The organism is Rhizobium sp. SYY.PMSO, from assembly GCF_046840415.1.
GTDB lineage: Bacteria > Pseudomonadota > Alphaproteobacteria > Rhizobiales > Rhizobiaceae > Rhizobium.
This window is the reverse complement of the sequence record NZ_CP177350.1, coordinates 564,895-587,492: the sequence shown is the minus strand read 5'-3', so window position 1 is coordinate 587,492 and position 22,598 is coordinate 564,895. Positions and strand designations below refer to the sequence as shown.

20 protein-coding genes are annotated in these 22,598 nt (G+C 62.0%); 6 read left to right on the top strand and 14 right to left on the bottom strand.

The window, feature by feature from the left end; all coding sequences use genetic code 11:
* Positions 1 to 37: 37 nt before the first annotated feature.
* The 8 genes from ACJJVH_RS21105 to ACJJVH_RS21070 all read right to left on the bottom strand — a co-directional run bounded on the left by ACJJVH_RS21105 (position 38) and on the right by ACJJVH_RS21070 (position 6,333).
* Positions 38 to 793, bottom strand: a complete 756-nt coding sequence (locus tag ACJJVH_RS21105; RefSeq protein ID WP_412066046.1) for a Phenylacetic acid catabolic protein — start codon at positions 791 to 793, stop codon at positions 38 to 40.
* 39 nt (positions 794 to 832) lie between these two features.
* Positions 833 to 1,909, bottom strand: coding sequence for a 1,2-phenylacetyl-CoA epoxidase subunit PaaE (gene paaE, locus ACJJVH_RS21100; RefSeq protein ID WP_112799335.1), 1,077 nt, complete (start codon positions 1,907 to 1,909; stop codon positions 833 to 835).
* Positions 1,910 to 1,933: 24 nt separating this feature from the next.
* Entirely contained in the window at positions 1,934 to 2,458 is a 525-nt protein-coding gene (gene paaD / locus ACJJVH_RS21095) for a 1,2-phenylacetyl-CoA epoxidase subunit PaaD (RefSeq protein WP_113370155.1), read from the bottom strand.
* Positions 2,459 to 2,467: 9 nt separating this feature from the next.
* Entirely contained in the window at positions 2,468 to 3,250 is a 783-nt protein-coding gene (gene paaC / locus ACJJVH_RS21090) for a 1,2-phenylacetyl-CoA epoxidase subunit PaaC (protein WP_412066045.1), read from the bottom strand.
* Positions 3,250 to 3,534: a 1,2-phenylacetyl-CoA epoxidase subunit PaaB gene (gene paaB, locus ACJJVH_RS21085; protein WP_412066044.1), complete on the bottom strand. Its 285-nt coding sequence runs from the start codon at positions 3,532 to 3,534 to the stop codon at positions 3,250 to 3,252. The genes paaC and paaB overlap by 1 nt, the downstream gene beginning before the upstream one ends.
* A 29-nt stretch (positions 3,535 to 3,563) precedes the next feature.
* The gene (paaA, locus tag ACJJVH_RS21080; protein ID WP_412066043.1) at positions 3,564 to 4,568 is read right to left on the bottom strand and encodes a 1,2-phenylacetyl-CoA epoxidase subunit PaaA; all 1,005 of its coding nucleotides are present in this window, start codon (positions 4,566 to 4,568) and stop codon (positions 3,564 to 3,566) included.
* Between the two features lie 298 nt (positions 4,569 to 4,866).
* Positions 4,867 to 5,757, bottom strand: a complete 891-nt coding sequence (gene paaX / locus ACJJVH_RS21075) for a phenylacetic acid degradation operon negative regulatory protein PaaX (RefSeq protein ID WP_113400587.1) — start codon at positions 5,755 to 5,757, stop codon at positions 4,867 to 4,869.
* 96 nt (positions 5,758 to 5,853) lie between these two features.
* Positions 5,854 to 6,333 (bottom strand): Lrp/AsnC family transcriptional regulator, encoded by a 480-nt coding sequence (locus tag ACJJVH_RS21070; protein ID WP_113357072.1) that lies wholly within the window; start codon positions 6,331 to 6,333, stop codon positions 5,854 to 5,856.
* Positions 6,334 to 6,451: 118 nt separating this feature from the next.
* Between ACJJVH_RS21070 and ACJJVH_RS21065 the strand changes: the two genes are divergently transcribed.
* The 4 genes from ACJJVH_RS21065 (at position 6,452) to ACJJVH_RS21050 (ending at position 13,053) form a co-directional block, all read left to right on the top strand.
* Entirely contained in the window at positions 6,452 to 8,530 is a 2,079-nt protein-coding gene (locus tag ACJJVH_RS21065; protein WP_412066042.1) for a transketolase C-terminal domain-containing protein, read from the top strand.
* A 2-nt stretch (positions 8,531 to 8,532) separates the two neighbouring features.
* On the top strand, positions 8,533 to 9,747 hold the full coding sequence (locus tag ACJJVH_RS21060) for a dihydrolipoamide acetyltransferase family protein (protein ID WP_412066041.1): 1,215 nt from the start codon (positions 8,533 to 8,535) through the stop codon (positions 9,745 to 9,747).
* 192 nt (positions 9,748 to 9,939) lie between these two features.
* The gene (locus ACJJVH_RS21055) at positions 9,940 to 11,130 is read left to right on the top strand and encodes an aromatic amino acid transaminase (RefSeq protein ID WP_412066040.1); all 1,191 of its coding nucleotides are present in this window, start codon (positions 9,940 to 9,942) and stop codon (positions 11,128 to 11,130) included.
* 597 nt (positions 11,131 to 11,727) lie between these two features.
* The gene (locus ACJJVH_RS21050; protein ID WP_412066039.1) at positions 11,728 to 13,053 is read left to right on the top strand and encodes an MFS transporter; all 1,326 of its coding nucleotides are present in this window, start codon (positions 11,728 to 11,730) and stop codon (positions 13,051 to 13,053) included.
* Positions 13,054 to 13,172: 119 nt separating this feature from the next.
* Here the strand turns inward: ACJJVH_RS21050 and ACJJVH_RS21045 are convergent, their stop codons facing one another.
* From ACJJVH_RS21045 to ACJJVH_RS21025, 5 genes are all read right to left on the bottom strand, one after another.
* The gene (locus tag ACJJVH_RS21045; RefSeq protein WP_412066038.1) at positions 13,173 to 14,537 is read right to left on the bottom strand and encodes an amidase; all 1,365 of its coding nucleotides are present in this window, start codon (positions 14,535 to 14,537) and stop codon (positions 13,173 to 13,175) included.
* A 258-nt stretch (positions 14,538 to 14,795) separates the two neighbouring features.
* Positions 14,796 to 16,529, bottom strand: a complete 1,734-nt coding sequence (locus tag ACJJVH_RS21040) for a pilus assembly protein TadG-related protein (protein WP_412066037.1) — start codon at positions 16,527 to 16,529, stop codon at positions 14,796 to 14,798.
* Positions 16,529 to 16,951, bottom strand: a complete 423-nt coding sequence (locus tag ACJJVH_RS21035) for a TadE/TadG family type IV pilus assembly protein (RefSeq protein ID WP_112799318.1) — start codon at positions 16,949 to 16,951, stop codon at positions 16,529 to 16,531. Before ACJJVH_RS21035 ends, ACJJVH_RS21040 begins: the two co-directional genes overlap by 1 nt.
* 473 nt (positions 16,952 to 17,424) lie before the next feature.
* Positions 17,425 to 17,766, bottom strand: coding sequence for a hypothetical protein (locus ACJJVH_RS21030; protein WP_412066036.1), 342 nt, complete (start codon positions 17,764 to 17,766; stop codon positions 17,425 to 17,427).
* 249 nt (positions 17,767 to 18,015) lie between these two features.
* On the bottom strand, positions 18,016 to 18,786 hold the full coding sequence (locus tag ACJJVH_RS21025; protein WP_412066035.1) for an FkbM family methyltransferase: 771 nt from the start codon (positions 18,784 to 18,786) through the stop codon (positions 18,016 to 18,018).
* A gap of 568 nt (positions 18,787 to 19,354) precedes the next feature.
* On the opposite strand from ACJJVH_RS21025, the gene ACJJVH_RS21020 reads away from it, so the two are divergent.
* A complete protein-coding gene (locus ACJJVH_RS21020) occupies positions 19,355 to 20,683 on the top strand; it encodes a DUF882 domain-containing protein (RefSeq protein WP_412066034.1) in 1,329 nt (442 codons plus the stop codon).
* Positions 20,684 to 20,749: 66 nt separating this feature from the next.
* Here the strand turns inward: ACJJVH_RS21020 and ACJJVH_RS21015 are convergent, their stop codons facing one another.
* On the bottom strand, positions 20,750 to 21,448 hold the full coding sequence (locus tag ACJJVH_RS21015) for a TetR/AcrR family transcriptional regulator (RefSeq protein ID WP_412066033.1): 699 nt from the start codon (positions 21,446 to 21,448) through the stop codon (positions 20,750 to 20,752).
* A gap of 132 nt (positions 21,449 to 21,580) precedes the next feature.
* Between ACJJVH_RS21015 and ACJJVH_RS21010 the strand changes: the two genes are divergently transcribed.
* Complete coding sequence (locus ACJJVH_RS21010) at positions 21,581 to 22,591, top strand: efflux RND transporter periplasmic adaptor subunit (protein WP_412066032.1); 1,011 nt, start codon at positions 21,581 to 21,583, stop codon at positions 22,589 to 22,591.
* Positions 22,592 to 22,598: the final 7 nt, after the last annotated feature.

The window sequence follows — 22,598 nt, the reverse complement described above, 5'->3', positions numbered from 1 at the left end:
CCCGAACGGAAAATCGCTACGCGTGTTTCCAGGGTGCTTAAATCAATCCGAGCGCAGACAGCTGCGCATCGGCATCGGCCTGCCATTCGGCAAGCAGGGTTTCGTTGGGCGTATGGCGCAGGCCGAAGCGCGACAGTGTCTCGAAGCGGGCCGAGCCGGCATGGCCGAAGCTTGCCGCGACGCGGGGATACCAGTAGGCGACCGAAGTCCGCGCCTTCGCCCGTGCCTCTTCGTCGGCGACGATGCGCGCGAGGCCGGCGGCGCCCAGCTCCGCATGCCGCTTTTCGCGCGGCAGAATTGCGCGGAAGGTTTCCGCCAGCGGCTGATAGGAGACATGCGTCTGCTCTCTCACCTGCACGACGCTGGCGGTGCCCATCAGCACGTTCATGACGACCGCATCCACCCAGCCTTCGAGCGGATAGTGGAAAACGGAAAGCCGCATGTCGCCGCCCTGTCTGACGGCGCCGATATCGGCTTCGCGGGAGAGCCGCGCCGCCCAGGGATGATGCACGGCATAGCGGCCGCCATCGACACCGAAGGTCTCCATGATCTTCAGGACCTGGCCGGCATGATCGGTCTTTTCCAGAACGATGCGCGCGGCGGAAATGCGCTCCTGAATGCCAGGAGCTTCGTTGATGATATCTGCGAAGCCGGCAGAACCGGCGAGCTCGCTGTCCACGAAACTCGCCATCAGCCGCAGCAGCTCGCCGCGATAGCGGGGCGTCACGTTGGCGGGCGAGGAGAGCACCCCGCCCGCCCCCAAATATTGCTCGATCGACATCGTCTCGGACATCCCATTCCTCCCTTCGGTGCGGCTTGAGAGCCGAAAACGCTATTGGTCGTAGCTGACGACGATACGGTCGGTGAGCGGATAGCACTGGCAGGTCAGCACATAGCCCTGGCGCACCTCGTAATCCTCCAGCGCGTGGTTGACCTCCATCTCCACCTCGCCTTCCAGAACCTTGGCGCGGCAGGTCGAACAGACGCCCGCCTTGCAGGCATAGGGTACGTCCATCGCGTTTTCGAGGGCGGCATCGAGCAGGCATTGGCCGTGCTTGGGGAACTTGAAGGTGCGCGTCGCGCCGTCGAGCGTCACGGTCGCCTCGCAACTCGTGCCCTGATCGGCGGCCGCGGCGTTTTCCACCTTTCGGCGGGCGCGACCCGGCTGCGAGGAGGCGAAGAGCTCGAACTTGATCTGGTCGTCGCGCATGCCATGTTCGCGTAGCGCCGCGGCGATCGCCAACATCATCGGCTCGGGACCGCAGATGAAGGCGGTCGCGACCGACGTCAGGTCGATCCAGCTCCTGAAGAGCGCCTTGCATTTTTCCGCGTCGATCCGGCCTGTGAAAAGATCGATCTCCTGCGCCTCGCTTTCGAGCACATGCAGCACCGACAGGCGGCCGAGATAAAGGTTCTTCAGATCCTCCAGCTCTTCGCGGAACATGATCGAGCTGATCTGCCTGTTGGCATAGACGAGCGTGAAGACGGAGCGCGGCTCGCGCGCCAACACGGTCTTGATGATCGACAGGACAGGCGTAATGCCACTGCCTCCGGCAAAGCCGAGATAATGCCGTGCCACATCCGGCTCAAGCGCCGTGAAGAAGGCGCCCATCGGCGGCATGGCTTCCAGCGTGTCGCCGGCCTTCAGATTTTCATTGACCCAGGTCGAGAAGCAGCCGCCGTCCACACGCTTGATGCCGACCTTCAAGACACCTTCATCCTTGCCGGCGCAGATCGAATAGGAGCGGCGCAGCTCCTCGTCATCAAACTTGCGGCGAAAGGTCAGATACTGGCCCTGCGTGAAATCGAAGACGGCCCGATCCTCTGCGGACGGCGCAAGCGTGACGACGACCGCATCGCGCGTCTCGCGGCGCACATCGGTAACGGTCAGGGGATGGAAACGTGCCATGGATGCGGACCTCGTCCTGTTGGGTCAAATGCACTTGAAATAATCGAAGGGTTCCAGGCAGTCGGTGCAGCGATAGCTCGCCTTGCAGGGCGTCGAACCGAACTGACTGATCTTTTCCGTAGCTGCCGATCCGCAGCGCGGACAGGCGATAGCAAGATTGGAGCGGCCGGAAAGCCGGTCGATGCGTTTCATCAAGACGCCATCCGGAGCCGTGCCATCGATCGGTGGCGCGATGCCGTAGGCGCGCAGCTTCTCGCGGCCCTCGGCGCTGATCCAGTCCGTCGTCCAGGCCGGCGACAACCGGCGCTCGAGGCGCACCCGGTCGAGGCCTTTTTCGGCCAGTGCCCGCTCGATGTCGAGATTGATTACCGCCGTGGCGGGACAACCCGAATAGGTCGGCGTCACCGTCACGACAAGCGTATCCTCTTGCCAGCCGACGTCGCGGATGATGCCGAGATCGGTGAGCGAGATTACCGGAATCTCCGGGTCCGGCACCTCCGACAGCCAGTGCCAGACCTCGTCGACCGAAGGATGAAGCGCGGTCGCCATCTCCGCCTCCTACCAGGTCGCGCCCGGGTAGGCACGCTGCAGGAACTGCATCTCGGCGAGGATATAGCCGAGATGCTCCGTATGAACGCCACGCCGTCCGCCCTTGTGCATGTAGCCGTCGGCGGGGCGCTTCAGTGTCGCTTCGGCGAGCGCGTCGGAAACGATCTCGTCCCAGCCGGCTTTCAGGCTTTGCGGTTCCGGGATCATGCCGGCCTGCGCCAGCGCCACATCGCAGGCATCGCCGACAAACATTTCGCCGGTGAACGGCCAGAGTTCGTCCAAGGCTTCCTGCATGCGACGATGGCTTTCGGCCGTGCCGTCGCCGAGGCGAATGATCAGGTCGCGGCTGCGATCGAGATGATAGGAGACTTCCTTGAAGGCCTTTTCCGCGATCTCAGCGATGCGCGGATCGGTCGAGCCTTTCAACGCCTTCAGCAAGAGACAGTGCCAGGCGTCGAAGAGAAATTGCCGCATCAGCGTCTTGCCGAAATCGCCGTTGGGGCGCTCGATGAGCAGAATGTTGCGAAACTCGAAACCGTCTCGCAGATAGGCGAGATCGTCCGCCGAGCGGCCCTTGCCTTCCACCTCGCCCGCCAGACCGAGCCAGAGCTGCGTCTGGCCGATGAGGTCGAGCGCGGTATTGGCAAGAGCAATGTCCTCTTCCAGCGCCGGGGAGTGGCCGCACCATTCCGAGACACGATGTCCAAGGATCAGCGCATTGTCGCCGATGCGCAGCAGGAACTCGAAAAGGGCGGCGCGATCGACCGCCGGCTCAAGTGCAGCGGCCGCCATCACATATGCCCCACTTCGGCCGGAATGTCGAAGAAGGTCGGGTGACGATAGACCTTCGAATTGGACGGGTCGAAAAGCGGGCCTTTTTCCGAAGGGGCGCTTGCGGTGATATCGGACGAACGCACCACCCAGATGCTGACGCCCTCGTTGCGGCGGGTATAGACATCGCGGGCATTGTTGATCGCCATTTCGGCATCGGGTGCATGCAAGCTGCCGACATGACGATGGTTGAGACCGTGCTGACCACGGATGAAGACTTCCCAAAGAGGCCATTCGCTGGACATGTTTCTCACTCCTGACTATTCAGGCCGTCCTATTCGGCGGCGATCTTTGCAGCGGCGCGGCACCCGGCCGCTTTCTCTGCATGGGCGGTCAAGCCGTCGCGGAACCACGCGCCGTCGTCCCAGGCCTGCTTACGGGCATTGAGGCGCTCGGCATTGCAAGGACCGTTGCCGGCGATTACGTTGAAGAACTCTTCCCAGTCCGGCTCGCCGAAATCGTAGCCGCCCTTTTCCTCGTTCCACTTCAGGTCCGGATCGGGAACGGTCAGCCCAAGATACTCGGCCTGCGGCACGGTCTGGTCGACGAATTTCTGGCGCAGTTCGTCATTGGAATTCTGCTTGATCTTCCAGGCCATCGACTGGGCCGAATGCACGGAGGCATCGTCCGAGGGGCCGAACATCATCAGCGAGGGCCACCACCAGCGATTCAGCGCATCCTGCACCATGGCCTTCTGGGCGGCCGTGCCCTTCACCATCTTCATCAGGACATCGAAGCCCTGGCGCTGGTGGAAGCTTTCTTCCTTGCAGATGCGGATCATGGCCCGCGAATAGGGGCCGTAGGAACAGCGCTGCAGCGGAACCTGGTTCATGATCGCCGCGCCATCGACCAGCCAGCCGATCGCGCCGATATCGGCCCAGGTCAGCGTCGGATAGTTGAAGATCGAGGAATACTTGGCCTTGCCGGAATGCAGCTGCTCGTACATTTCGTCGCGGCTGATGCCGAGCGTCTCGGCGGCACAGTAGAGATAGAGGCCGTGGCCGGCTTCGTCCTGCACCTTGGCGAGCAGGATCGCCTTGCGCTCCAGCGTCGGGGCGCGGGTGATCCAGTTGCCCTCGGGAAGCTGGCCGACGATTTCGGAATGGGCGTGCTGGCTGATCTGACGTATCAGCGTCTTGCGGTAGCCTTCCGGCATCCACTCCTTCGGCTCGATCTTCTGGCCGGCGTCGACGCGTTCCTGAAAGGCGCGCTCCTGCGGCTCCATCTCGTCGAGGGAGCGGATGCGGGCGCTATCGGTTTTCACCATCTGGGCATACATTGATCTTTCCTCCGTCTTCGCGCGTTCGACGCGCTCGAGAATGATCGCAGGCTTGCAATCGCCTTGAAACGCTCGGCCACGCCGCCGCGTCACGACATCAGCAGTATAAGCCTGTTTCCCGTTCTCCTCCACGAAACACCAATCCGGCGGCAAACACATTAACCGACCGATCGGTCACTGTATTAGCACGCGACATGTCACAATTCAAATGATTTTTTGGAAAATTCTGTGACATTTGGGGTCGCAAACAGACGCCGGACAATGAATGTCTCGCTATGTCACTGGGCGAATTGATCTTTCAGCGGGATTTGAGGCGGTCGAACCGATGCTGGCTTGCCGGAGTCGCTTCCTGAAGCTTGCCCGCCTCGTTCACGAAACGGCGGCCGACATAGCCATCGGCCTTCTTCGACAGCAGCAGATAGAGATCGGCAAACAGATGCCGGGCTTTCTCACCCGGCCAATTATCCGGCAAGGCCGATTTTGGAAGATGCGGCTCGCGCAGCATGATCAGGCGGTACTGGTGAACAAGCAGCAGCCGCGCGATCAGGCAATCGAAGGAGGAAAGGGTAGCGCAATCCCCGACGCGATCCCAAAACGAGCCGAAGCGCACCGTGAAGTCGCGATAAGCCTCCGCGAAGCGGGGCAGGTTCCAGGCCTCTTCCGCAAACTCCCGCAAGGCGCCGTTATCCGTCGCAAGCTGGGCATCGAAGACGACGACACGCCCCGGCAAAGGCGGCGCGGGGTGCGTTCCGACCGCCAGACGCGGGCTCAGCCTGGCAAAGCCATCCCGCTCGAGGCCCTGCATGACCTCTTCCGGAGAAGGGCCGTTGATCAGGACGAACTGCCAGCGCACGGCAGGCTCCGGTCCATAGAACAGGCTGGCGGCCTCGGCGAATTCGGCCTGAGCGGCATCCGTCAGCCGGTAGTAGCTGCGGCGCCCTTCCCGCTCTCCCACAAGCTGGCCGGCCGAGACCAATCGCGAAACCGCGGTGCGCACCAGCGTTTCGGTGATGCCAACGCTTTTGCACGTCTCGATCAGGTTGCCGATCCAGACAACACCGCCGCGCGGCTCGACGACGTCGCCGTAGATCGTGACGATGAAACTCGCCGCCTTGATGGGCAGGTCGACAAGGAGCGCCGTGACCGCTTCGTTCAAGTCATGTCCGAGTTTGACGTTATCAGCCGACAATCCAGCTCCGCTCCGCATCTGCAAACCTGCAGGTCTCTTAGCGTGAGACGCCAGCGATGTTCAAGGCAACAGCTTCCTGGCGGTGGCAACGGATCGCTATCGCGGCGCGTTCGTCGGCAATGCGGTCGTGTATTTGACGCATTTTAGCGAGAAGTGCGACGACGAGCTCAACACGGCTTCATGCGTCAGGATACCGCGCATCAGGAGCTCCTCATATTCCCGAACGTCGGCAACGACGGCGCGGATGAGATAATCCCACTCTCCCGACATGGAATAACATTGAAGAACCTCGCGATAGCTCGCGATGAACTGCTCGAAATCGCGTCGCGTCGCGGGATCGTGAGTCTTCATCTTGACCTGACAGAAGACATTCAGACCCTTGCCGATCCTGTCAGGATCGACAAGGCGGACCGTTCTGCCGAGCACGCCTGCGCTTTCCAGCGCCTTTATTCTTCGCCAGCACGAAGCGGGCGACGCGCCGACCTTTTCGGCGAGCGCCGCCTGGCTGATGTCTCCCTCTTCCTGCAGCACCCGAAGGATCGCTCTGTCGACATGATCAAGATCGAAATTTTCCATTGAAAAATCCGTCAATCATGAAACCATCCATTCAAATACTATGATGAAAGCCGAGAAATTGAAAGGAATGGAGCGGTCGTTTGAATTAGAATCGTGGGGCCACATGCAGGAGGATCACATGGCCCAGCCAGCCGTCAGAAAGCATGAGCGGACCTTGCCGGACGAGCGCATCGACTGGCGCAAAGCGGCCTATCTCATCCACCTTTCCCGAGCTCTCGACGAAATGGAGGAGACGCGCCTCGTTCCCGAAAAGAAGGTTCTCTATCAATTCTCCGCGCGCGGCCACGACATGGCGCAGATCCTTCTGGGAATGCAGCTGACGGGCTGGCACGATGCCACATGCGGCTATTATCGCTCGCGGCCGCTGCTGCTTTCCCTCGGCGTCGACCCGGTCGATGCCCTCGGCTCGGCCATGGGCCGGGCGGGCGGCTACTCCGGCGGCCGGGACATCGGCGTCGTCTTCAACTATCCCAATCTTTCGGGCGCCTCGGCTCTTCCCATGTGCGGCGGCGTTGGCGCCCAATACACGCCGACCGCCGGCTGGGCGCAGGCGATGAAATATTATGCCACCGCTTTGGGACGACAGGATTACGCAAGGGATATCGGCGTCGCGCTCGGCGGCGACGGCTCCGTTGCCTCGAACGGCTTCTGGGCGGCGCTGAGTGCGGCAACGACACAGGCATTGCCGATGCTGTTCTATATCGAGGACAACGGCTTCGGCATTTCCGTTCCGTCGACGGCGCAGACACCGGGCGGGAACATCGCGGCCAACCTCGCAAGCTGGGGAAATCTTACGATTTTCGATGGCGACGGCTGCGATCCCGCCGAAACCGCGCGCCTCGCGCAGGATGCGGTCTCCTTCGTTCGCGATGAACGCAAGCCCGCTCTCCTTCGCCTGACGGTTCCCCGCCTCGAAGGCCACAGCTTTCAGGATACGCAGACCTACAAGAGCGAGGAAACGGTGAGACGCGAATGGGAGCGCGATCCGCTGCCGCGCCTGAAGGATTTCCTCGTGCCCGCCGTGATGACGACGGAGGAATGGCGGGCTTGCGAAAGCCAGGCGCGCGAAATGGCCGAAAGTGCCCGGGCGGCGGCCGAGGACCGGCCGGTCTCCGAGCCCTCATCCATCACCGGCCATGTATTCTTCGACGGCGACATGCAGACGATGGGCGGCCAGCATCCCGCCGGATATGTGCCGCCGGCAATGACGGCTGAACCGGAGACCGCCGGCCCGCGCATCAACATGGTCACCGCTATCCGCAGAACGCTCGAACACGAGATGTCGCTCAACGAGCGCGTCGTGATCTTCGGCGAGGATATCGGTCCGAAAGGCGGCGTGCATGCCGTCACCCTCGGTCTGCAGGAAAAATTCGGCAAAGAGCGGGTTTTCGATACCTCTTTATCCGAGGAGGGCATCATCGGCCGCGCGGTCGGCATGGCGCTGGCCGGGCTCGTCCCGATCCCCGAAATCCAGTTCCGGAAATATGCGGAACCCGCGACCGAACAGCTGAACGACTGCGGCACCATCCGCTGGCGGACCAACAACCGCTTCGCCGCTCCCGTCGTGGTGCGCATGCCCGGCGGCTTCTTCAAATGCGGCGATCCCTGGCACAGCCAGACCAATGAAGTGGCCTTCGTCCACCAGCCCGGCTGGAAGGTCGCCGTGCCCTCGAATGCGGAAGATGCCGTCGGCCTGCTGCGCACCTCGATCCGCGGCAACGATCCGGTCATCTTCTTCGAGCACAGGGCAATGCTCGATCACGCATGGGCACGCCGCTCCTATCCCGGCGACGATTTCGCGCTGCCCTTCGGCAAGGCGAAGCTGACGCGGACCGGCAACGACATCACCATCGTCACCTGGGGCGCCATGGTGCCTCGGTGCGAGGAGGCCGCCGACGGTATCTCCGCCGACGTCATCGACCTTCGCACGCTGATGCCCTGGGATCGGGAAACGGTGCTTGCGTCGGTTGCAAAGACGCATCGCTGCCTCATCGTTCACGAGGATCTCGAGACCGGCGGATTTGGAGCCGAAATTGCCGCCGTGATCGCGGACAAGGCATTCACGGACCTCGATGCCCCCGTCTCCCGCCTGACCATGCCGGATATTCCAAGCCCTCACAACCCCGCCCTTCTCGACTGGGCCGTGCCGTCCACGGAACGGATCGCCAGGCGCATTTCCGAAATCCTGGAGTTCTGAAGATGACGAACACCGTCGAGATCACGGCTCCGACCGAACAGGAAGGCACGAAAGCGGTCGTCCGGAACTGGCTGAAGCAGATCGGCGACCATGTGAAAGAAGGCGATGCGCTGGTCGAACTGGAAACCGACAAGGTCACGCAGGAGATAGCGGCACCTTGCGACGGCATATTGAGCGAAATCGCCATGGAGGACGGCGACGACACAGCGCCGGGAGCGATTTTGGGACGCATGATTGCCCTTGCTCCCAACGTTGCGGCCGAAGCCTCCTCCGCCCCCTCGGAGAAACAGCCGACCCAGTCCGCGCCCGCCGCGACTTCCAGCTATTACTCGCCTGCCGTTCGCAAGGCGGCCGCGGAACACGGGATCGATCCGGCCACCCTGAAGGGCAGCGGCAGAGATGGACGGGTCACTCGCGCCGATATGGATCGCGCCTTCGAGACCGGCAAATCGTATCCATCGACATCCGTCTCGCGGCAGCCGGCGGCCGGCCAGCCTTTCCCGGCAATCCCGGCCGATGGCAAATCGCGGACCATACCGCATTCGGCCATGCGGCTCGCCATCGCAAAGCACATGGCCCAATCCCTGGCGACGGCGCCTCAGGTCACGGCGGTTTTCGAGGCGGACTTCACCGCGATCATGCGCCATCGCACCGGCCACAGGGGCCGCCTGCAGGCCGAAGGCGTGAACCTGTCCTATACCGCCTATTTCGTGGCGGCGTCCGTCGCGGCCATGAAGGTCGTACCGGAGGTAAACAGCCAGTGGCACGATGACGGCCTTGAAATATTCGAGGACATCGACATCGGCATCGGGGTCGCATTGGGCGATCGGGGTCTGGTCGCTCCGGTAATCCGGCAGGCCCAGCATCTTTCGCTCGAGAACATAGCCGCCCGACTTCAGGATCTGACGAACAGGGCACGTTCCAACACCCTCAGGGCCGACGAGCTGAAGGGTGGAACGTTCACCATCTCCAACCATGGCGTTTCCGGGTCGCTGCTGGCATCTCCGATCATCATCAACCAGCCGCAGTCGGCCATTCTCGGCATCGGCAAACTGGAAAAGCGGGTCGTGGTCAGGGAGGTCGATGGCGTCGATACGATCCAGATCCGCCCAATGGCCTATGTATCGCTGACGATCGACCATCGCTCGCTGGACGGCCACCAGACGAACGCGTGGCTGAGCGAATTCGTGCGCGTCCTGCAGAACTGGCCTCAATGAACGGGGAGGAAGCACCTCGGCGCTCCAGCGGCCGGCACCAAGGGCCTTGCCGATGCTTGCCATGCCCATCCCCGGGCAATAAAGCGGAAAGGGAGGCGGCGGCGGGCGGCATCGGAAGAAGTCCAATCCGCGCCTGAATGGCGGAACCCGAGCGAAACGGCTCGTCGCGGACAGACATGATGGGAGGAAGCAATGAACAAGACGGCGCTTTTCGATAGCCTGGCGGCGCAGAAGCCGGACCAGTTGCTGGAACTGATAGCGAAGTTCGCGGCCGATCCGAGGTCGGGAAAGGTCGATCTCGGGGTCGGCGTCTATCGCGATGAAACCGGCCGCACTCCCGTCATGAAAGCCGTCAAGGCCGCCGAGCACTATCTTTGGGAAACCCAGGACTCCAAATCCTATATCGGCCCGGAGGGTGACCCCGCTTTCCTGCGGGCGCTGGCGCTCGAAGTCTTCGGCGAGCGCCACGGCGGGAAGCCGGTTGCCGGAATTCAGACGCCCGGCGGCACTGGCGCCCTACGCCTGGCCGCAGAGCTGCTCGCCCTCGACAAGCGGCGCAAAATCTGGATCGGCACGCCGACATGGGTCAACCATCAGGCGATCTTTGCCGCAGTCGGCCTCCAGATCGGAACGTATCGCTTCTTCGACATCGGCACACAAACCGCCCTTGTCGACGAAATGCTGACGACCTTGCAAAATGCAGCGCCAGGCGATGCGGTGCTGCTGCAGGCAAGTTGCCATAATCCGACCGGCGCGGGGCTATCGCAGCAGAACTGGCAAGATATTGCCGAGATCATCGCCGACAAGGGACTGGTCCCGCTGTTCGACAACGCCTATCAGGGACTCGGACATGGTCTGGTCGAAGATGCGGCCGGCATGATGAGCGTCATCGAGGCGGTCGGCGAGGCCATGGTTGCCGTCTCCTGCTCCAAGTCGTTTTCGCTGTATCGGGAGCGAACCGGCGCTGTATATCTATTCGGAGACCTGCAGGCATCGTTGAACAAGGGCGTCGGCAACCTGGCAAGCTATGCCCGCACGAGCTACTCCATGCCGCCGGCGCACGGCGCTGCCATCGTCGCGGCAATCCTTGAGGATCCGTCACGTCGCCAGGTCTGGGTGGAAGAACTCAACGAAATGCGCATCCGCATAACGGAAATCCGCCGGGCGGCGGCCGAAGCGTTCGGCCGGTTCCGGCCGGAGCTTGCCAACATCGGCTCCCAGGAAGGCATGTTCTCCCTCCTTCCGATCTCTCCGGAAAATGCGCGCCGGCTGCGAGCCGAACACGGCATCTACATGCCCGATTCCGGAAGAATCAATGTGGCCGGCATGCGTGTCGAGGATGTCGCGTCCGTCGCCGAACGGATTGGCCCCTGCCTCGCTTGAATGCGTGCAGGTGCGGTGAAGCGTCGTAAGCAATCGCCTGACCGCTCGACGGCCGTCGCGCCACCGGCCGACGCTCCCGCGCTGCAGGCTGTTCGGCACGCGGCCTCGTTTCCATAGCCGATCAGCGGCCCTGTTCGAACGGCGGATCGCAATGCGGAAATTTCTCGTCGGATGCCGCGATACAGCTGGCGGCGCCGGCCGGGATTCCGGAGCGATGCCAGGAAACGTGCGCAGCGGTTTTCCGTTCGGAATGGCGTAAAAACAAAAGGATGGAGCGTTTTCGCGATCCGAGGAAAGGCGGAGGCTCTCCAGGCCAACCGGGATCGATCCTTCGCGACAACGCACTTCATTTCATTTGCAGCGCCTACCACCGAGCCGGTTCCGGGCCGGAAGGAGCCGTCATGACGTCGGCTCCATTTCCGCCGTTTGCCCCTATTGACCTTTTCATACATAAATATAATCTGCGTATATGGAAGAAGGCGACCGGCTTTTTGGCGGTCGTCGTGACAATGTCCGGATGCATATCCGGTTTGAGGACGGAGGCGGCCCTGCGCGCGATGCTCTCGCGCCATGCCGATGCCTTTCGGGAGGAGTAATATGACAGACGACAATCCAGTGCTGCAGAGCGCCGTGCGCAAGGCGACCATTCGCCTTCTGCCCTTCCTTGGCTTGATGCTGATCTTGAATTTTCTCGACCGATCCAACGTCGGCTTCGCCAAGACGGCCTATCAGGCCGATACCGGCATTTCGGACGCGGCCTATGCCTTGGGTGCCGGCATTCTCTATCTCGGCTACGCCACCTTCGAAGTCCCGAGCAACCTGATCATGCAGCGCGTCGGCGCACGCCTCTGGCTGAGCCGGATCATGATTACTTGGGGCATCGTCTCGGCCTGCATGGTCTTCGCCCACACGCCGACGAGCTATTACATCGTCCGTTTCCTGCTCGGCGTCTGCGAGGCCGGCTTCTATCCCGGCGTCCTGCTTTACCTGACTTATTGGTTCCCCGCCAAGCAAAGGGCACGGGCAACCGGCCTTTTCTATCTCGGCGTTCCCTTGTCGCTGGTCATCGGCGCACCGCTTTCCGGCTGGCTTCTCACGCATCACGACGTCTTCGGCCTTGCCAACTGGCAATGGATGTTTGCCGTCGAAGGACTGGCGGCTACGGTCGTCGGCATATTGGCCCTCTTCTTCCTCACAAGCCGTCCCGGCGAAGCGAAATGGCTGACGGCCGACGAGAAGAGCGCGCTGAACGCCGTCATCGAGGCGGAGGAGCGCGGCAAGCTTTCCGAGGTCAAGCATTCCGTCTTCAGCGTGCTGAAGGACTGGCGCGTTCTGGCCTTCATCGGCATCTATCTGTTCATCCAGATCGGCGTCGGCCCGATCACCTTCTACCTGCCGGCACGATTGGCTCAGGCGCTGGGCGGAGGCGTCAACACCTGGGTCGGCGTGCTGCTCGGCCTGCCCTGGCTCTGCGCGCTTTTCGCGACGCGCTTCTTTACCGTCTATGCCGACAAGCACGACAACCATCGGATTGTCTGCATCGCCATGCTGGCGGTCGGCACCCTCGCCCTTGGAACGATCGGCCTGACGATGAACCCCTGGGTCATGGTCATTGCCGCCTGCATCGCGGTTCCCGGATTAGCCTCTTCTCAGCCAGTATTCTGGAGCCTGCCGACGCGCTATCTGGGTGGCGTCGGCGCGGCCAGCGGCATCGCCTTCATCGTCTCGCTCGGCAATCTTGGCAGCTTCGCCTCGCCGCAGATCAAGGCCTATGTCGACGCCGCGACGGGCAATGGCGATATCGGCTTCTACATCCTTGCCGGCTGCTGCTTCCTGTCGGTGGTACTGCTCGTGGCACTCGGCTCGCACCGCCGCTGGATCGTCGACGCCGAACCTGCGGCCGGCGTCAGCCGCACGCATTGAACGGGCAAACAGCCTGCGGTCCCCACCCTGGTCTTGAACGAGACGGGTGGGGACGGAACGAAAAATCACGGCGCGCTTAGCCGTCCGGAATCGCGTACAAACAAAGAAAAAGAGCCGGGCTAACCGGCGACGATCTCCTCGAGCGCCAGGGCAGCCCCCAGCAGGCGCTCGTCGTGGTTTTTCGGAGCCGACAGCAGAAAGCCCACCGGCATGCCGGCCTCCCCGGTGCCGCAAGGTAACGACACTCCGCACCAATCGAGGAAGTTGCCGATCAAGGTATTGCGCAATGTCCTGCCGTTGATCTTCACGAACAGCTCGTCGTCGGCCTCCAGCGGCGCGAGCGCAGGCGCGACATGGGCGACCGTCGGGTAGGCGACGAATTCGTTCGGCCCGAGCGCCGCGGCAACCTCGCCGATCAACTGCTCGCGTACCTTGAGTATTTCCAGATAGCCCACCAGCGTCGTCCTCTCGCCCAGGCGCGTGCGCGCAACGACGCGCCGGTCCATGGCGTTGGCCTCCGGGCCGGCCAGTCGCCGGTGATGCAGCGCGAAAGCCTCGGCGGTGACGAGCGGCCCATATTCGGCCATCACCTGAAAGAGCCGATCGAAGGCCGGAAAGGCTGCGCGCCGTATCTTGACGCCGACCGCGCTCAACCGGGAAAGTGTCGCCTCGAACGCCGCAACGACGCCATCCTCGGCATCGTCCATGACGACATTCGTCGGCACGACGACGGAAAGCCCGGCGGGTTCGGCACGCGCGGCCTCGGGGGAGAAACGTCCCCGCATCGCGGCATCGACCCATATGGCATCCTGGACGCTGCGGCATAACGGGCCAAGCGAATCGAGGCTGCCTGCCAGCGGAAAGACCCCGGCCATGCCGTAGCGGCCGCGGCTCGCCTTGTAGCCGACAAGCCCGTTGAAGGCGGATGGTATGCGCACGGAGCCGCCCGTATCGGTGCCGATCGACACCGGCACGAGACCTGCCGCGACGGCGACAGCGGAGCCGGACGACGAACCGCCCGGAATTCGCGCGACATCCGAGGCCAGGGGATTGAGCGGCGTGCCGTAATGCGGGTTGAGGCCGAGGCCAGAAAAGGCGAACTCGCTCATATTGACCCGGCCGACGGCAATCATGCCCGCTGCTTTCAGCGCCTTGACGACATCGGCATCATCCCGAGCCGGTTCGGCGTCCGCAAGCACGATCGACCCTGCCGTCGTCGGCAGGCCGGCAATGGCGAAGAGATCCTTCCAGGCGACGGGAATGCCATCCAGCAGCCCGCGCGAACGCCCCTCCCGCAGCCGTTTCGACGAGGCGGCGGCCTCTTCTTTCGCACGCGTCTCCAGCACCCGCGTAAAGATCGCCTGATCCCCGTAAGCCCGGATCGCATCCAGGCTCTCCTCGGCCAGCGCAACCGGATCGAGACTTCCGGATTGGATCAGCACCGATAACTGTGCGATCGACTTGCCGAGATGTGTCTGTGTCATGGGCTCTGCTCTCTCCTCTGCCGCCGGCACGCTGCATCCAGCAGCGGACAAGACAATTGTGCTCATCCATCGTCCTAGAGCAAGTCCGGGAAAATTGCATAGCGGTTTTCCGTTCGGAATTGCGCAGCAACAAACGGATAGAGCATCTTCGCGCTTCGAGGAAAAGCGAAACCGCTCTGCTACAAACGGCAATGCAATGACGGTGTGGAAAAGGCGAAGCGTCGTGAGCGCATGAAAGCCATAGGATCGTTCAGGTCGTTATTGCACCAGAACGGGCTGCGTGCATCTTGCATCTGTCACCGATATGTCGGCCTGGCCGACGCCGACGCCAAGAAAGCCGAGCAGATTGTATAGAAGCTGATCGACGGGCGCAGTCACGAGCGACAGTGTGTCGGCGACGGCCGACAGGACGCCTTGCGGCGTTCCAATGGTCAAAACGAGCAATTGGATGCTGATATTGGCATTTTTCAGCAGCGACTGCACGGTGGAGGTCAGGATATCCTTGGTGGACACCGTCTTGATCGTGCCTGCGGAAATCTCCGAAGGCTGAAAGGTCAGCCGTGTCGGGCTCATATTGGCGATGTCGACCTGCGACCCCGCAGTCACTTTCAGAAGCAGGGAGTCGATGATCGCTGCCGGCGTAACGCGCGGCTCCGAACCGAAGTTCACGAAGGCCGAGGTGTCGACGTCCCCCAAGGCGATCTCGGCCACGCCGGGCACGGCATCGATGCCGACGACGGCATTCGGCATGGAGCCGCCCACGCAGGTAATCGAGGCGAGCTTGGCCTCCGCCGGGGCGATCTCGACATAGAGCGGCACCCTGAGCTTCAGGCCCGCGATCAGCGACAAGCCGTTGACCGCGACTTCGATGGCCGCGCGCACTTGCGGCGTGCGGACGATGGTGCCCGGCGCGCCCACGGCCGCCGCGGGCGTCTGCTGGGCCATCTCTCCGATCGCCAAGGTCATCTTTGCGCTCGCGACACCGGGCAGCGTGGCTCCGAGATCGAGGGCAATCTGCCGTTTCTGGTTGGCGGCCATCGCCGTCGCGGAAATCAGATTCATCACACTGATACTCGAGGTGAGGTTCGGCGCGGTGCCGACGATATCCGAGCCCAATGGCCCGAGATTGAGAATATCCTGCAGCTTCACGGTCAACTTCGTGGTGCCGAGCGTCTTGCCCAGATTGTTGACGATGGTGACGACACCCGTCGACAGATTGGTCGACTTGCCGAGCGCGCCGAGGATCTTGTCGTAGGTGACGTCCGTCGCCAAAAGCTGATCGTAGCTTACGCCCGTGAGCTTGAGGTCGGTTGCCAGCAGGTTCAGGAAGCTCAGGAGATTGACATTCGCGCCGATGAGCGACTGATAGTCCGCGACCTTGAGGGAGACCTGCGTACCGAGCAATGACCCGAGAAGCTGGTTCAGAACGCCGCCGTTGAGGCTCGCCAGCCGCGATCCGATCGAAAACGCAGCCAGACGGTCGCTGGACGCAGTGCCCGTCGCGCTCAGGGTCGGCGGCGAGGCGAAGGCCGAAGCGAAAGGCATCACCGCCTTCTGGGTGAGCGTGACCTTGACGGAATCATACGGAGCGGTTCCGGTAGAAAACCGATTTGCGGGCGCGATCGCGGTATCGGCCGTGTAGGTTCCCAATGCGAGATCGGCCAGAGTCTCATATTGACCGGAGTTTGCGACCGCCGCGGTGATCTGCCCGTTGGCCGTCAGGTAGCCGCTGCTGGCGGCGACGGCGGCAGTGGTGCCGTTGCTCTGGAGGTTGTTCAGAAGCGCGGTCTGGGCATTGGCGATATCCGAAGCGGCGGCGATCGCGCCGATGTCGCTGAGTTGCTGCAGGCGCCGCTGCTGCAGCGTCATCATGCCGTAATCGATGCCGAGGCCGAGGCAGTAAAGAATGAGAGGCGAGACAAGCGCGGTCGTGACGGCGACATTTCCTCGCCGATTCCGCAAGAAGGCGACCCGTTCGAGGAATCCCGCCATCAAAGACCTCCCAGCCGGATGGTCGAATAGCGGCGAATGGTCTGGTCCGGCATTGCGAAGGTATAGAGGTTCCAGATCGGAAGATCGGAAGCATCATAGGCGGCGCTTACCGTAAACTGATTGGCATTGGCCGGATCGGTGGCGACGGTAACCGTCAGCTTGCTCTTGTTGATAAAGGCATCGTCGATGGTCGAGCGCGTGACGAAATCCTGAACCATCTGGCTGCGCTCATCCGCCGACAATCCCGCGATCGCGGTGCGCGCGGCGTCTGCCGTCAGTTGCTGCAGGGAATGGGCGGCGGTGAGATAGATGGCAAAAGCAATCAGCGTTAGAAGCAGAAGGACAAAAAGCGGGGCGATTAAAGCGAATTCGACCGCGGCGGCTCCCTCTTTCGCCCTGTTGAAATGAGAAACACGATACATGGTCCCGTCTCCTGCAATCGGCCTTCATCTATGCGATGACGGCCAGAAAGACTCTAGACTCCGGACGTTAATTTTATATTTCTAAATAAGATGTTTTCTAATATTATCATATCTTAAATATACTAAATACTGGACGAAATTGCCGTCGCACTCTTGACGTATGCCCAGTCGATCTACGAAGGCAGAGCAAGTGGGCCGATACACGAATTTACAACTTCCGGCGATGTCCCGCTCCTTCACCGGCCTGACGTTCTCCGGCCATGCCAGCGCAGCATGAACGGCATGCGTGTCGGCACGGGCGCTGCGTGTGAATAGCGACATTGATCCGGCGCTGACGTTGCATGACAGGACACCATCATCCTGACGCAGCGACGGGACTGCGAAAAAATTGCCGGTAAACATAAGTTGGGGTTATGAATCGGCCGCGCGTGTTGCGGCGATCGGCAGAACCAGGCCCTTCGGGCTTTTCGTCTTCAGGCCGGGTGCGTCCTGAGCATTTGCTGGACTTCGTGCAGCGGCATTCCCGGCTGATCGCCGGCCGCGGTCATCATTCCCCGCCCGTTCTTGCCGCCGCCCTCCTGGAGGGCCCTCATCGCATCGATGACTTTCTCGAAATCCTCGCCGCCCTCCGGGTAGGATGGCGACGTGAAGCCGTCAACCACGCCGCTGTAGACCATCTGGATCTTGTAGACGTGCCGCGGCTCGTCGGCGCCCCGGTGCTCGATACCCTTTGACACCCGGTAACACATGTTGCCGGGATGCGGTTCGCTTGCCGGCACGTCGATATAACTTATCGGGAAGTAGACTTTAGGCATCGCAAATTCCTCAATCCATAGCCCTCACGGAACCCGGATGAGAGAATCGTGTGCTGTCGACAGCCCCCGCACGCCCCCAGAGCCCCATAGCAGAACCCCGCCGAAAATATCGAGCGGGGCCATAATCTGGATATCTGCTCCTGGAAAACGATTTTTCCACCCCCAAAACGGGTAAGATGCGAAAAATAGGACCCTGGATATCGCCACGCGGATCGCGGTTCGGACCACGAACGGTTCCGAACCCGCGCGTCATTGGACCCGAGGTATCGCCGCCAGAAAAAAGCGGCCGGTGGGGACGGGGTCGGATTTTGACCGCAGCACGAATGCATCGGTATGATTGTCGATCGCGCTATACAGATCGTAGCCTTCTTCGAAGACAGCCAGCACATCGCGGTTTCGGCCGCCGAATTGCCCGATCGTGTCGTCTCCATGAACTTCGATGAGCCAGGACGCCGCCGATCCCAATGTCTCGCGCGCGCCCTTCAGAGCATGCACCTCGAAACCCTCGATATCCATGTAGACGAGGTCGGGAACGCCGTAGGTCTTCGTCAGCGTGTCGATGGAGACGCCGTCGACGCTCGCGGCCCGGAATTCCTTTTCGCTCAGCGCAATCGACCCGTTGCCGCGCTGCGTAAATAAAACGGGGCCATCTTCATGCACGACGGCCGCGTGGCGCACTTCGATATTGTCCATGGAATTCATGTCGGCGTTGCGCTTTGCCAGTTCCGCATTGCGCTGGGAAGCCTCGATTGCGACGACCCTTCCGTTTGGACCGACCTGCTTGGCAAGCATCATGGCAACCACACCCTGATGGGCGCCGAGATCGAATACCAGCGCGCCGAGATTCAGCCCCCGCCCCGCAAGCAAGGTAAATTCCTGTGGCAGATCGATGTCGCGCCCATACCACTGTTGAGCGACCCTATCCTCTATAATGACGCGAAGGCGATGTCCGCCGTACATCTGATTCTTGATGTGCGGCCGGAAACTCATGTCCGAGACCAGATGCTTTACGGTACGCATCTTGTTCGTCAAATTTGGAAATAGTTCGAACGCTGACTGCTTGATTGAATCATACATGGATAATACTGAAGCCCGTCGCTGAAATTGAATATTCCCGCTTGATAAATACTATCCACAAGGTTGTCATCCGAAACCGATCATGATGGTTAAATCGAAGATCTGATCCGGCGATCGCAGGCATTGTCCATAAATGGCACTCCGCGGCGTTCTGTCCCTTCGGCGGTCATGTCTGCTTCGCCAAGGACGCAGGGAAGCACCCCTTCCATATATCGCGTCCATGATTTCGCCTGATTGATACCGGATGCGGGAATTGGCGTCGTTGTGCCTGTATCGAATTGATCCATCGGGAATTAACCTTAATCGGATCCTCGCGGAGGCTTGGCGTGTCCGGACGTGCATGCGAATGCCCGGGAACGCGGTTCCGCACCGCCGACCCCAGGCGTTACCCCGCCATTTCGGGCCATAAACGGTCCGTTAGGGATTTATTGACCATAATTGGAGGCATAGCGATGCCGCGAGCGCGGCGCCTCTGATCTCTGTGTCTATTAGCAAAGGCGAAAATCGTATCGTGCATCACGCGATCTTTTCCATCTCGGCGACAGCCTTCGCCACGGTCTCCTCATTCGTCGCTTGCCGTGTGGCATTGATCGCGATGCTGATGCTCGGCGCCCTTGCCGGCTCCGCCGCAGCCGAGGACAGGGCGCTCAAGCTCTTCTTCACGCATACGGGCGAACGAGCGACGATCGTCTTCAAACGCGGCGGCAAATACGATCCGAGGGGCCTTGCCCAGATCAACCGCTTCCTGCGCGACTGGCGCAAGAACGAGCCGACGCGGATCGATCCGGAACTGCTCGATCTCGTCTGGGAAGTCTATCAGCGCAGCGGTGCAAGGGAATCCATTCACGTCGTCTCCGCCTATCGCTCGCCATCGACCAACAGCATGCTGCGCAACCGCTCGCGCAGCTCCGGCGTCGCAAAGCACAGCCAGCACACGCTCGGCAAGGCGATGGATTTCTATATTCCCGGCGTGAAGCTTGCGAGCCTGCGCGCGATCGCCATGCAGATGCAGATCGGCGGCGTGGGTTTCTATCCCAATTCCGGATCGCCCTTCGTCCATCTGGATGTCGGCAGGGTCCGCGCGTGGCCGAGAATGCCGCGCCAGGAACTTGCGCGGCTCTTCCCGAACGGGAAGACGCTCCATGTACCGGCGGATGGCAGGCCGCTGCCGGGCTATGAGGTGGCGGTCGCGCAATCCAGAAAGCGTCCGTCCCAGACGGCAGCCAGGCTCGCGGCGATTGCGGACGACGATGAGGGCGCCGGATCGTCGACAAGCCCGCGTGGCGATACGCCCGGCGGCAGCCTTCTGACCAGCATGCTTCCGACGCCCAGAAGCCGGGATGCGAACGGGCTGGAGCTTCAGCTCGGCAAACGAATGGCCGAGGAAGACAAGGCCCGGCCGTTTGCGGATCTGGCGGCCTATGCCGTTCCGCTGCCGGCATGGCGGCCGGCCAGCATTGTCGCAATTCCCGCGGCTGCCCCCGAAAGACCGGCCCCCGTCGCGCTGGCAAGCCTCGTGGTAGGGCGAAACGATGCGGGCAATCTGGTCGTTGCGGATCATGCGGGGCACGCGAAGGACAGCCCCATGGCGAAGATGCAGCCGATGGCGAACCTGCCGGCCTCCGCGGCACAGGACGTATCGGCAGGCGTCGGAGCCATGTCGACCGGAGCCATCGTCGCCTGGGCGCTGCAGCCGCCGGGCATGGCGGTCGCGATGACGCTTCCGAGCCTCGTCAGCGCTCCGATTCCCATGCGGGAGGATATGGCCGACATTCAGGGCGGCGCCGCCAGCTATGACGGCGACGATTTCGATGTCGAACGGTTCGGCTTCGAAGGGTAAAGCCGTCCGCCGCCTTGCGAAGCGTCGCCAACCGTTCGACATCGCATGCTGAGCGGCGCCTGCAAGTCAGTCCGATTGATCCCGTGACGGCGTCGCCTGCGCCGACAACGCAAGCTGGGCAAGGCCGCCCAGGGTAAAACGCACCAGCCGATCCGCCAGCTCTTCGTCCGTGGTCGTCTGCCGGCCGAGTGGCGGAATGATCTCGGTCAAACGCTTCTCGGCCACCAGGAGCATGAAGCACGGCGCCATCGTCGAAAGCGCGGCCTGAGCGACCAGCGGATGGTCCGGCGCCACGCCGATGATCTGGCCGATGACATCGAACAGCAATGCCTTCTTCGGCTCGATCTCCTCCCGGCGCAGCTTGTCGATGTGGGGCGTGGGCGCAATGAGCTCGCGCACGATCACCTTGGCCGGCCATGAATTCTCATTGCCGGTGCGCACGACTTTGACCAGAAGGCCGATAAACCGGCGCAGCTTCTCCTTCGGATCGATATCCGCCGACACGGCCCGCACCAGCACGTCATAACTCATCAGGCGATGATGCGCCTCGGCAAGAACGTCTTCGTACAAAGCCTCGATACCGCCGAAATGATAGTTGACCGCGGCCGCATTCGTTCCGGCGCGCAAGGCGATTTCCTTTGCGGTGGCGCGGTCGAAGCCGAATTCGGCGAAGACGGCGCCGCCTGCTTCGAGCAGGCTCGTACGCGTCGCCGCGCCATCCTGCCTGTCCCGGGATCGTGCCGTTCGCCTGCTGCCTCTGGCCATGCTCTCCGCCTTCCATTAATTCAAATATTAATTTGAAATTTGAATTTCACAAGTGCTATAATCTGTCCGGATCGACCTCGATCCCCATTCGTTTCAGCACCGCCGGCATCTCGTTCGGAGTTCAAATAAAGCATGCAGCGCGTCATCGTCATTCTGGTCCTCATGATCGCCGTCGCGGGCGGCGCCTGGTGGTATCTACATCGGGATAGCGGCTCCGCCGAGCTTGTCCTTTATGGAAACATAGACTTCAGGCAACTCTCCCTCGCCTTCAACGGCAGCGAACGTGTGGCCGAAGTCCTTGTCGAAGAAGGCGCGCAAGTCAAGAATGGGCAGATCCTCGGCAGGCTGGATACGAGCAGGCTGTTGCCTCAGGTCGCCCAGGCGGAGGCGCAGGCGGCAAGCCAGCGCGCCAATCTCGCTCGCCTCAGGAACGGCAGCCGCCCCGAGGAAATCGCTCAATCCCGCGCAAGTCTGGAATCGGCCAAGGCGGAGGCCGTCAACGCCCGCGCCCAGTTCGACCGTCAGAACGCGCTTGCCCCCAAGGCTGCGGTCAGCCAGCAGGCCCTGGACGAGGCGCGCTCGGCAGCGGCCGTCGCCGACGCCAAGGTTCTCGCAAACCAGAAGGCGCTCGATCTGCTCGTCGCAGGCTCCCGAATCGAGGATATCGAGGAGGCGAAAGCGCAGCTGCAAGCCGCAGAGGCCAATGTCTCGCTCCTGCACCAGCAGCTTGCGGATGCCGAACTGAAAGCCCCCGTCGATGCGATCGTCCAGTCCAGGCTTATCGAGCCCGGCGAAATGGCCTCGCCCACGCGGGCGGCCTTCTCGCTTGCAACCATCAGCCCGAAGTGGGTGCGTGCCTATGTTTCCGAAACGCAGCTCGGAATGCTCCGCCCCGGCATGAGAGCCGCCGTCACCGTGGATTCACTGCCCGGACATACGATTGACGGATGGATCGGTTTCATTTCCTCGGTTGCCGAGTTCACGCCGAAATCGGTCCAGACGGAAGAGCTGCGCACCAGCCTCGTCTATGAGGTCAGGGTGTTCGTCAAGGACCCCGATAATGCGTTGCGGCTCGGCATGCCGGCAACCGTGAGGCCGCTTCCGGGCGAGCCGGCGAATCCTCCCGCCGCGCAACAGCAATAGAACGAGG

What these genes read in the sequence shown, in the direction of transcription:
- ACJJVH_RS21105 (WP_412066046.1), bottom strand. Translation starts at nt 793, where the DNA reads ATGTCCGAGACGATGTCGATCGAGCAATATTTGGGGGCGGGCGGGGTG.
- paaE (WP_112799335.1), bottom strand. Translation starts at nt 1,909, where the DNA reads ATGGCACGTTTCCATCCCCTGACCGTTACCGATGTGCGCCGCGAGACG.
- paaD (WP_113370155.1), bottom strand. Translation starts at nt 2,458, where the DNA reads ATGGCGACCGCGCTTCATCCTTCGGTCGACGAGGTCTGGCACTGGCTG.
- paaC (WP_412066045.1), bottom strand. Translation starts at nt 3,250, where the DNA reads ATGGCGGCCGCTGCACTTGAGCCGGCGGTCGATCGCGCCGCCCTTTTC.
- paaB (WP_412066044.1), bottom strand. Translation starts at nt 3,534, where the DNA reads ATGTCCAGCGAATGGCCTCTTTGGGAAGTCTTCATCCGTGGTCAGCAC.
- paaA (WP_412066043.1), bottom strand. Translation starts at nt 4,568, where the DNA reads ATGTATGCCCAGATGGTGAAAACCGATAGCGCCCGCATCCGCTCCCTC.
- ACJJVH_RS21070 (WP_113357072.1), bottom strand. Translation starts at nt 6,333, where the DNA reads ATGGAAAATTTCGATCTTGATCATGTCGACAGAGCGATCCTTCGGGTG.
- ACJJVH_RS21065 (WP_412066042.1), top strand. Translation starts at nt 6,452, where the DNA reads ATGGCCCAGCCAGCCGTCAGAAAGCATGAGCGGACCTTGCCGGACGAG.
- ACJJVH_RS21060 (WP_412066041.1), top strand. Translation starts at nt 8,533, where the DNA reads ATGACGAACACCGTCGAGATCACGGCTCCGACCGAACAGGAAGGCACG.
- ACJJVH_RS21055 (WP_412066040.1), top strand. Translation starts at nt 9,940, where the DNA reads ATGAACAAGACGGCGCTTTTCGATAGCCTGGCGGCGCAGAAGCCGGAC.
- ACJJVH_RS21050 (WP_412066039.1), top strand. Translation starts at nt 11,728, where the DNA reads ATGACAGACGACAATCCAGTGCTGCAGAGCGCCGTGCGCAAGGCGACC.
- ACJJVH_RS21045 (WP_412066038.1), bottom strand. Translation starts at nt 14,537, where the DNA reads ATGACACAGACACATCTCGGCAAGTCGATCGCACAGTTATCGGTGCTG.
- ACJJVH_RS21040 (WP_412066037.1), bottom strand. Translation starts at nt 16,529, where the DNA reads ATGGCGGGATTCCTCGAACGGGTCGCCTTCTTGCGGAATCGGCGAGGA.
- ACJJVH_RS21035 (WP_112799318.1), bottom strand. Translation starts at nt 16,951, where the DNA reads ATGTATCGTGTTTCTCATTTCAACAGGGCGAAAGAGGGAGCCGCCGCG.
- ACJJVH_RS21030 (WP_412066036.1), bottom strand. Translation starts at nt 17,766, where the DNA reads ATGCCTAAAGTCTACTTCCCGATAAGTTATATCGACGTGCCGGCAAGC.
- ACJJVH_RS21025 (WP_412066035.1), bottom strand. Translation starts at nt 18,786, where the DNA reads ATGCGTACCGTAAAGCATCTGGTCTCGGACATGAGTTTCCGGCCGCAC.
- ACJJVH_RS21015 (WP_412066033.1), bottom strand. Translation starts at nt 21,448, where the DNA reads ATGGCCAGAGGCAGCAGGCGAACGGCACGATCCCGGGACAGGCAGGAT.
- ACJJVH_RS21010 (WP_412066032.1), top strand. Translation starts at nt 21,581, where the DNA reads ATGCAGCGCGTCATCGTCATTCTGGTCCTCATGATCGCCGTCGCGGGC.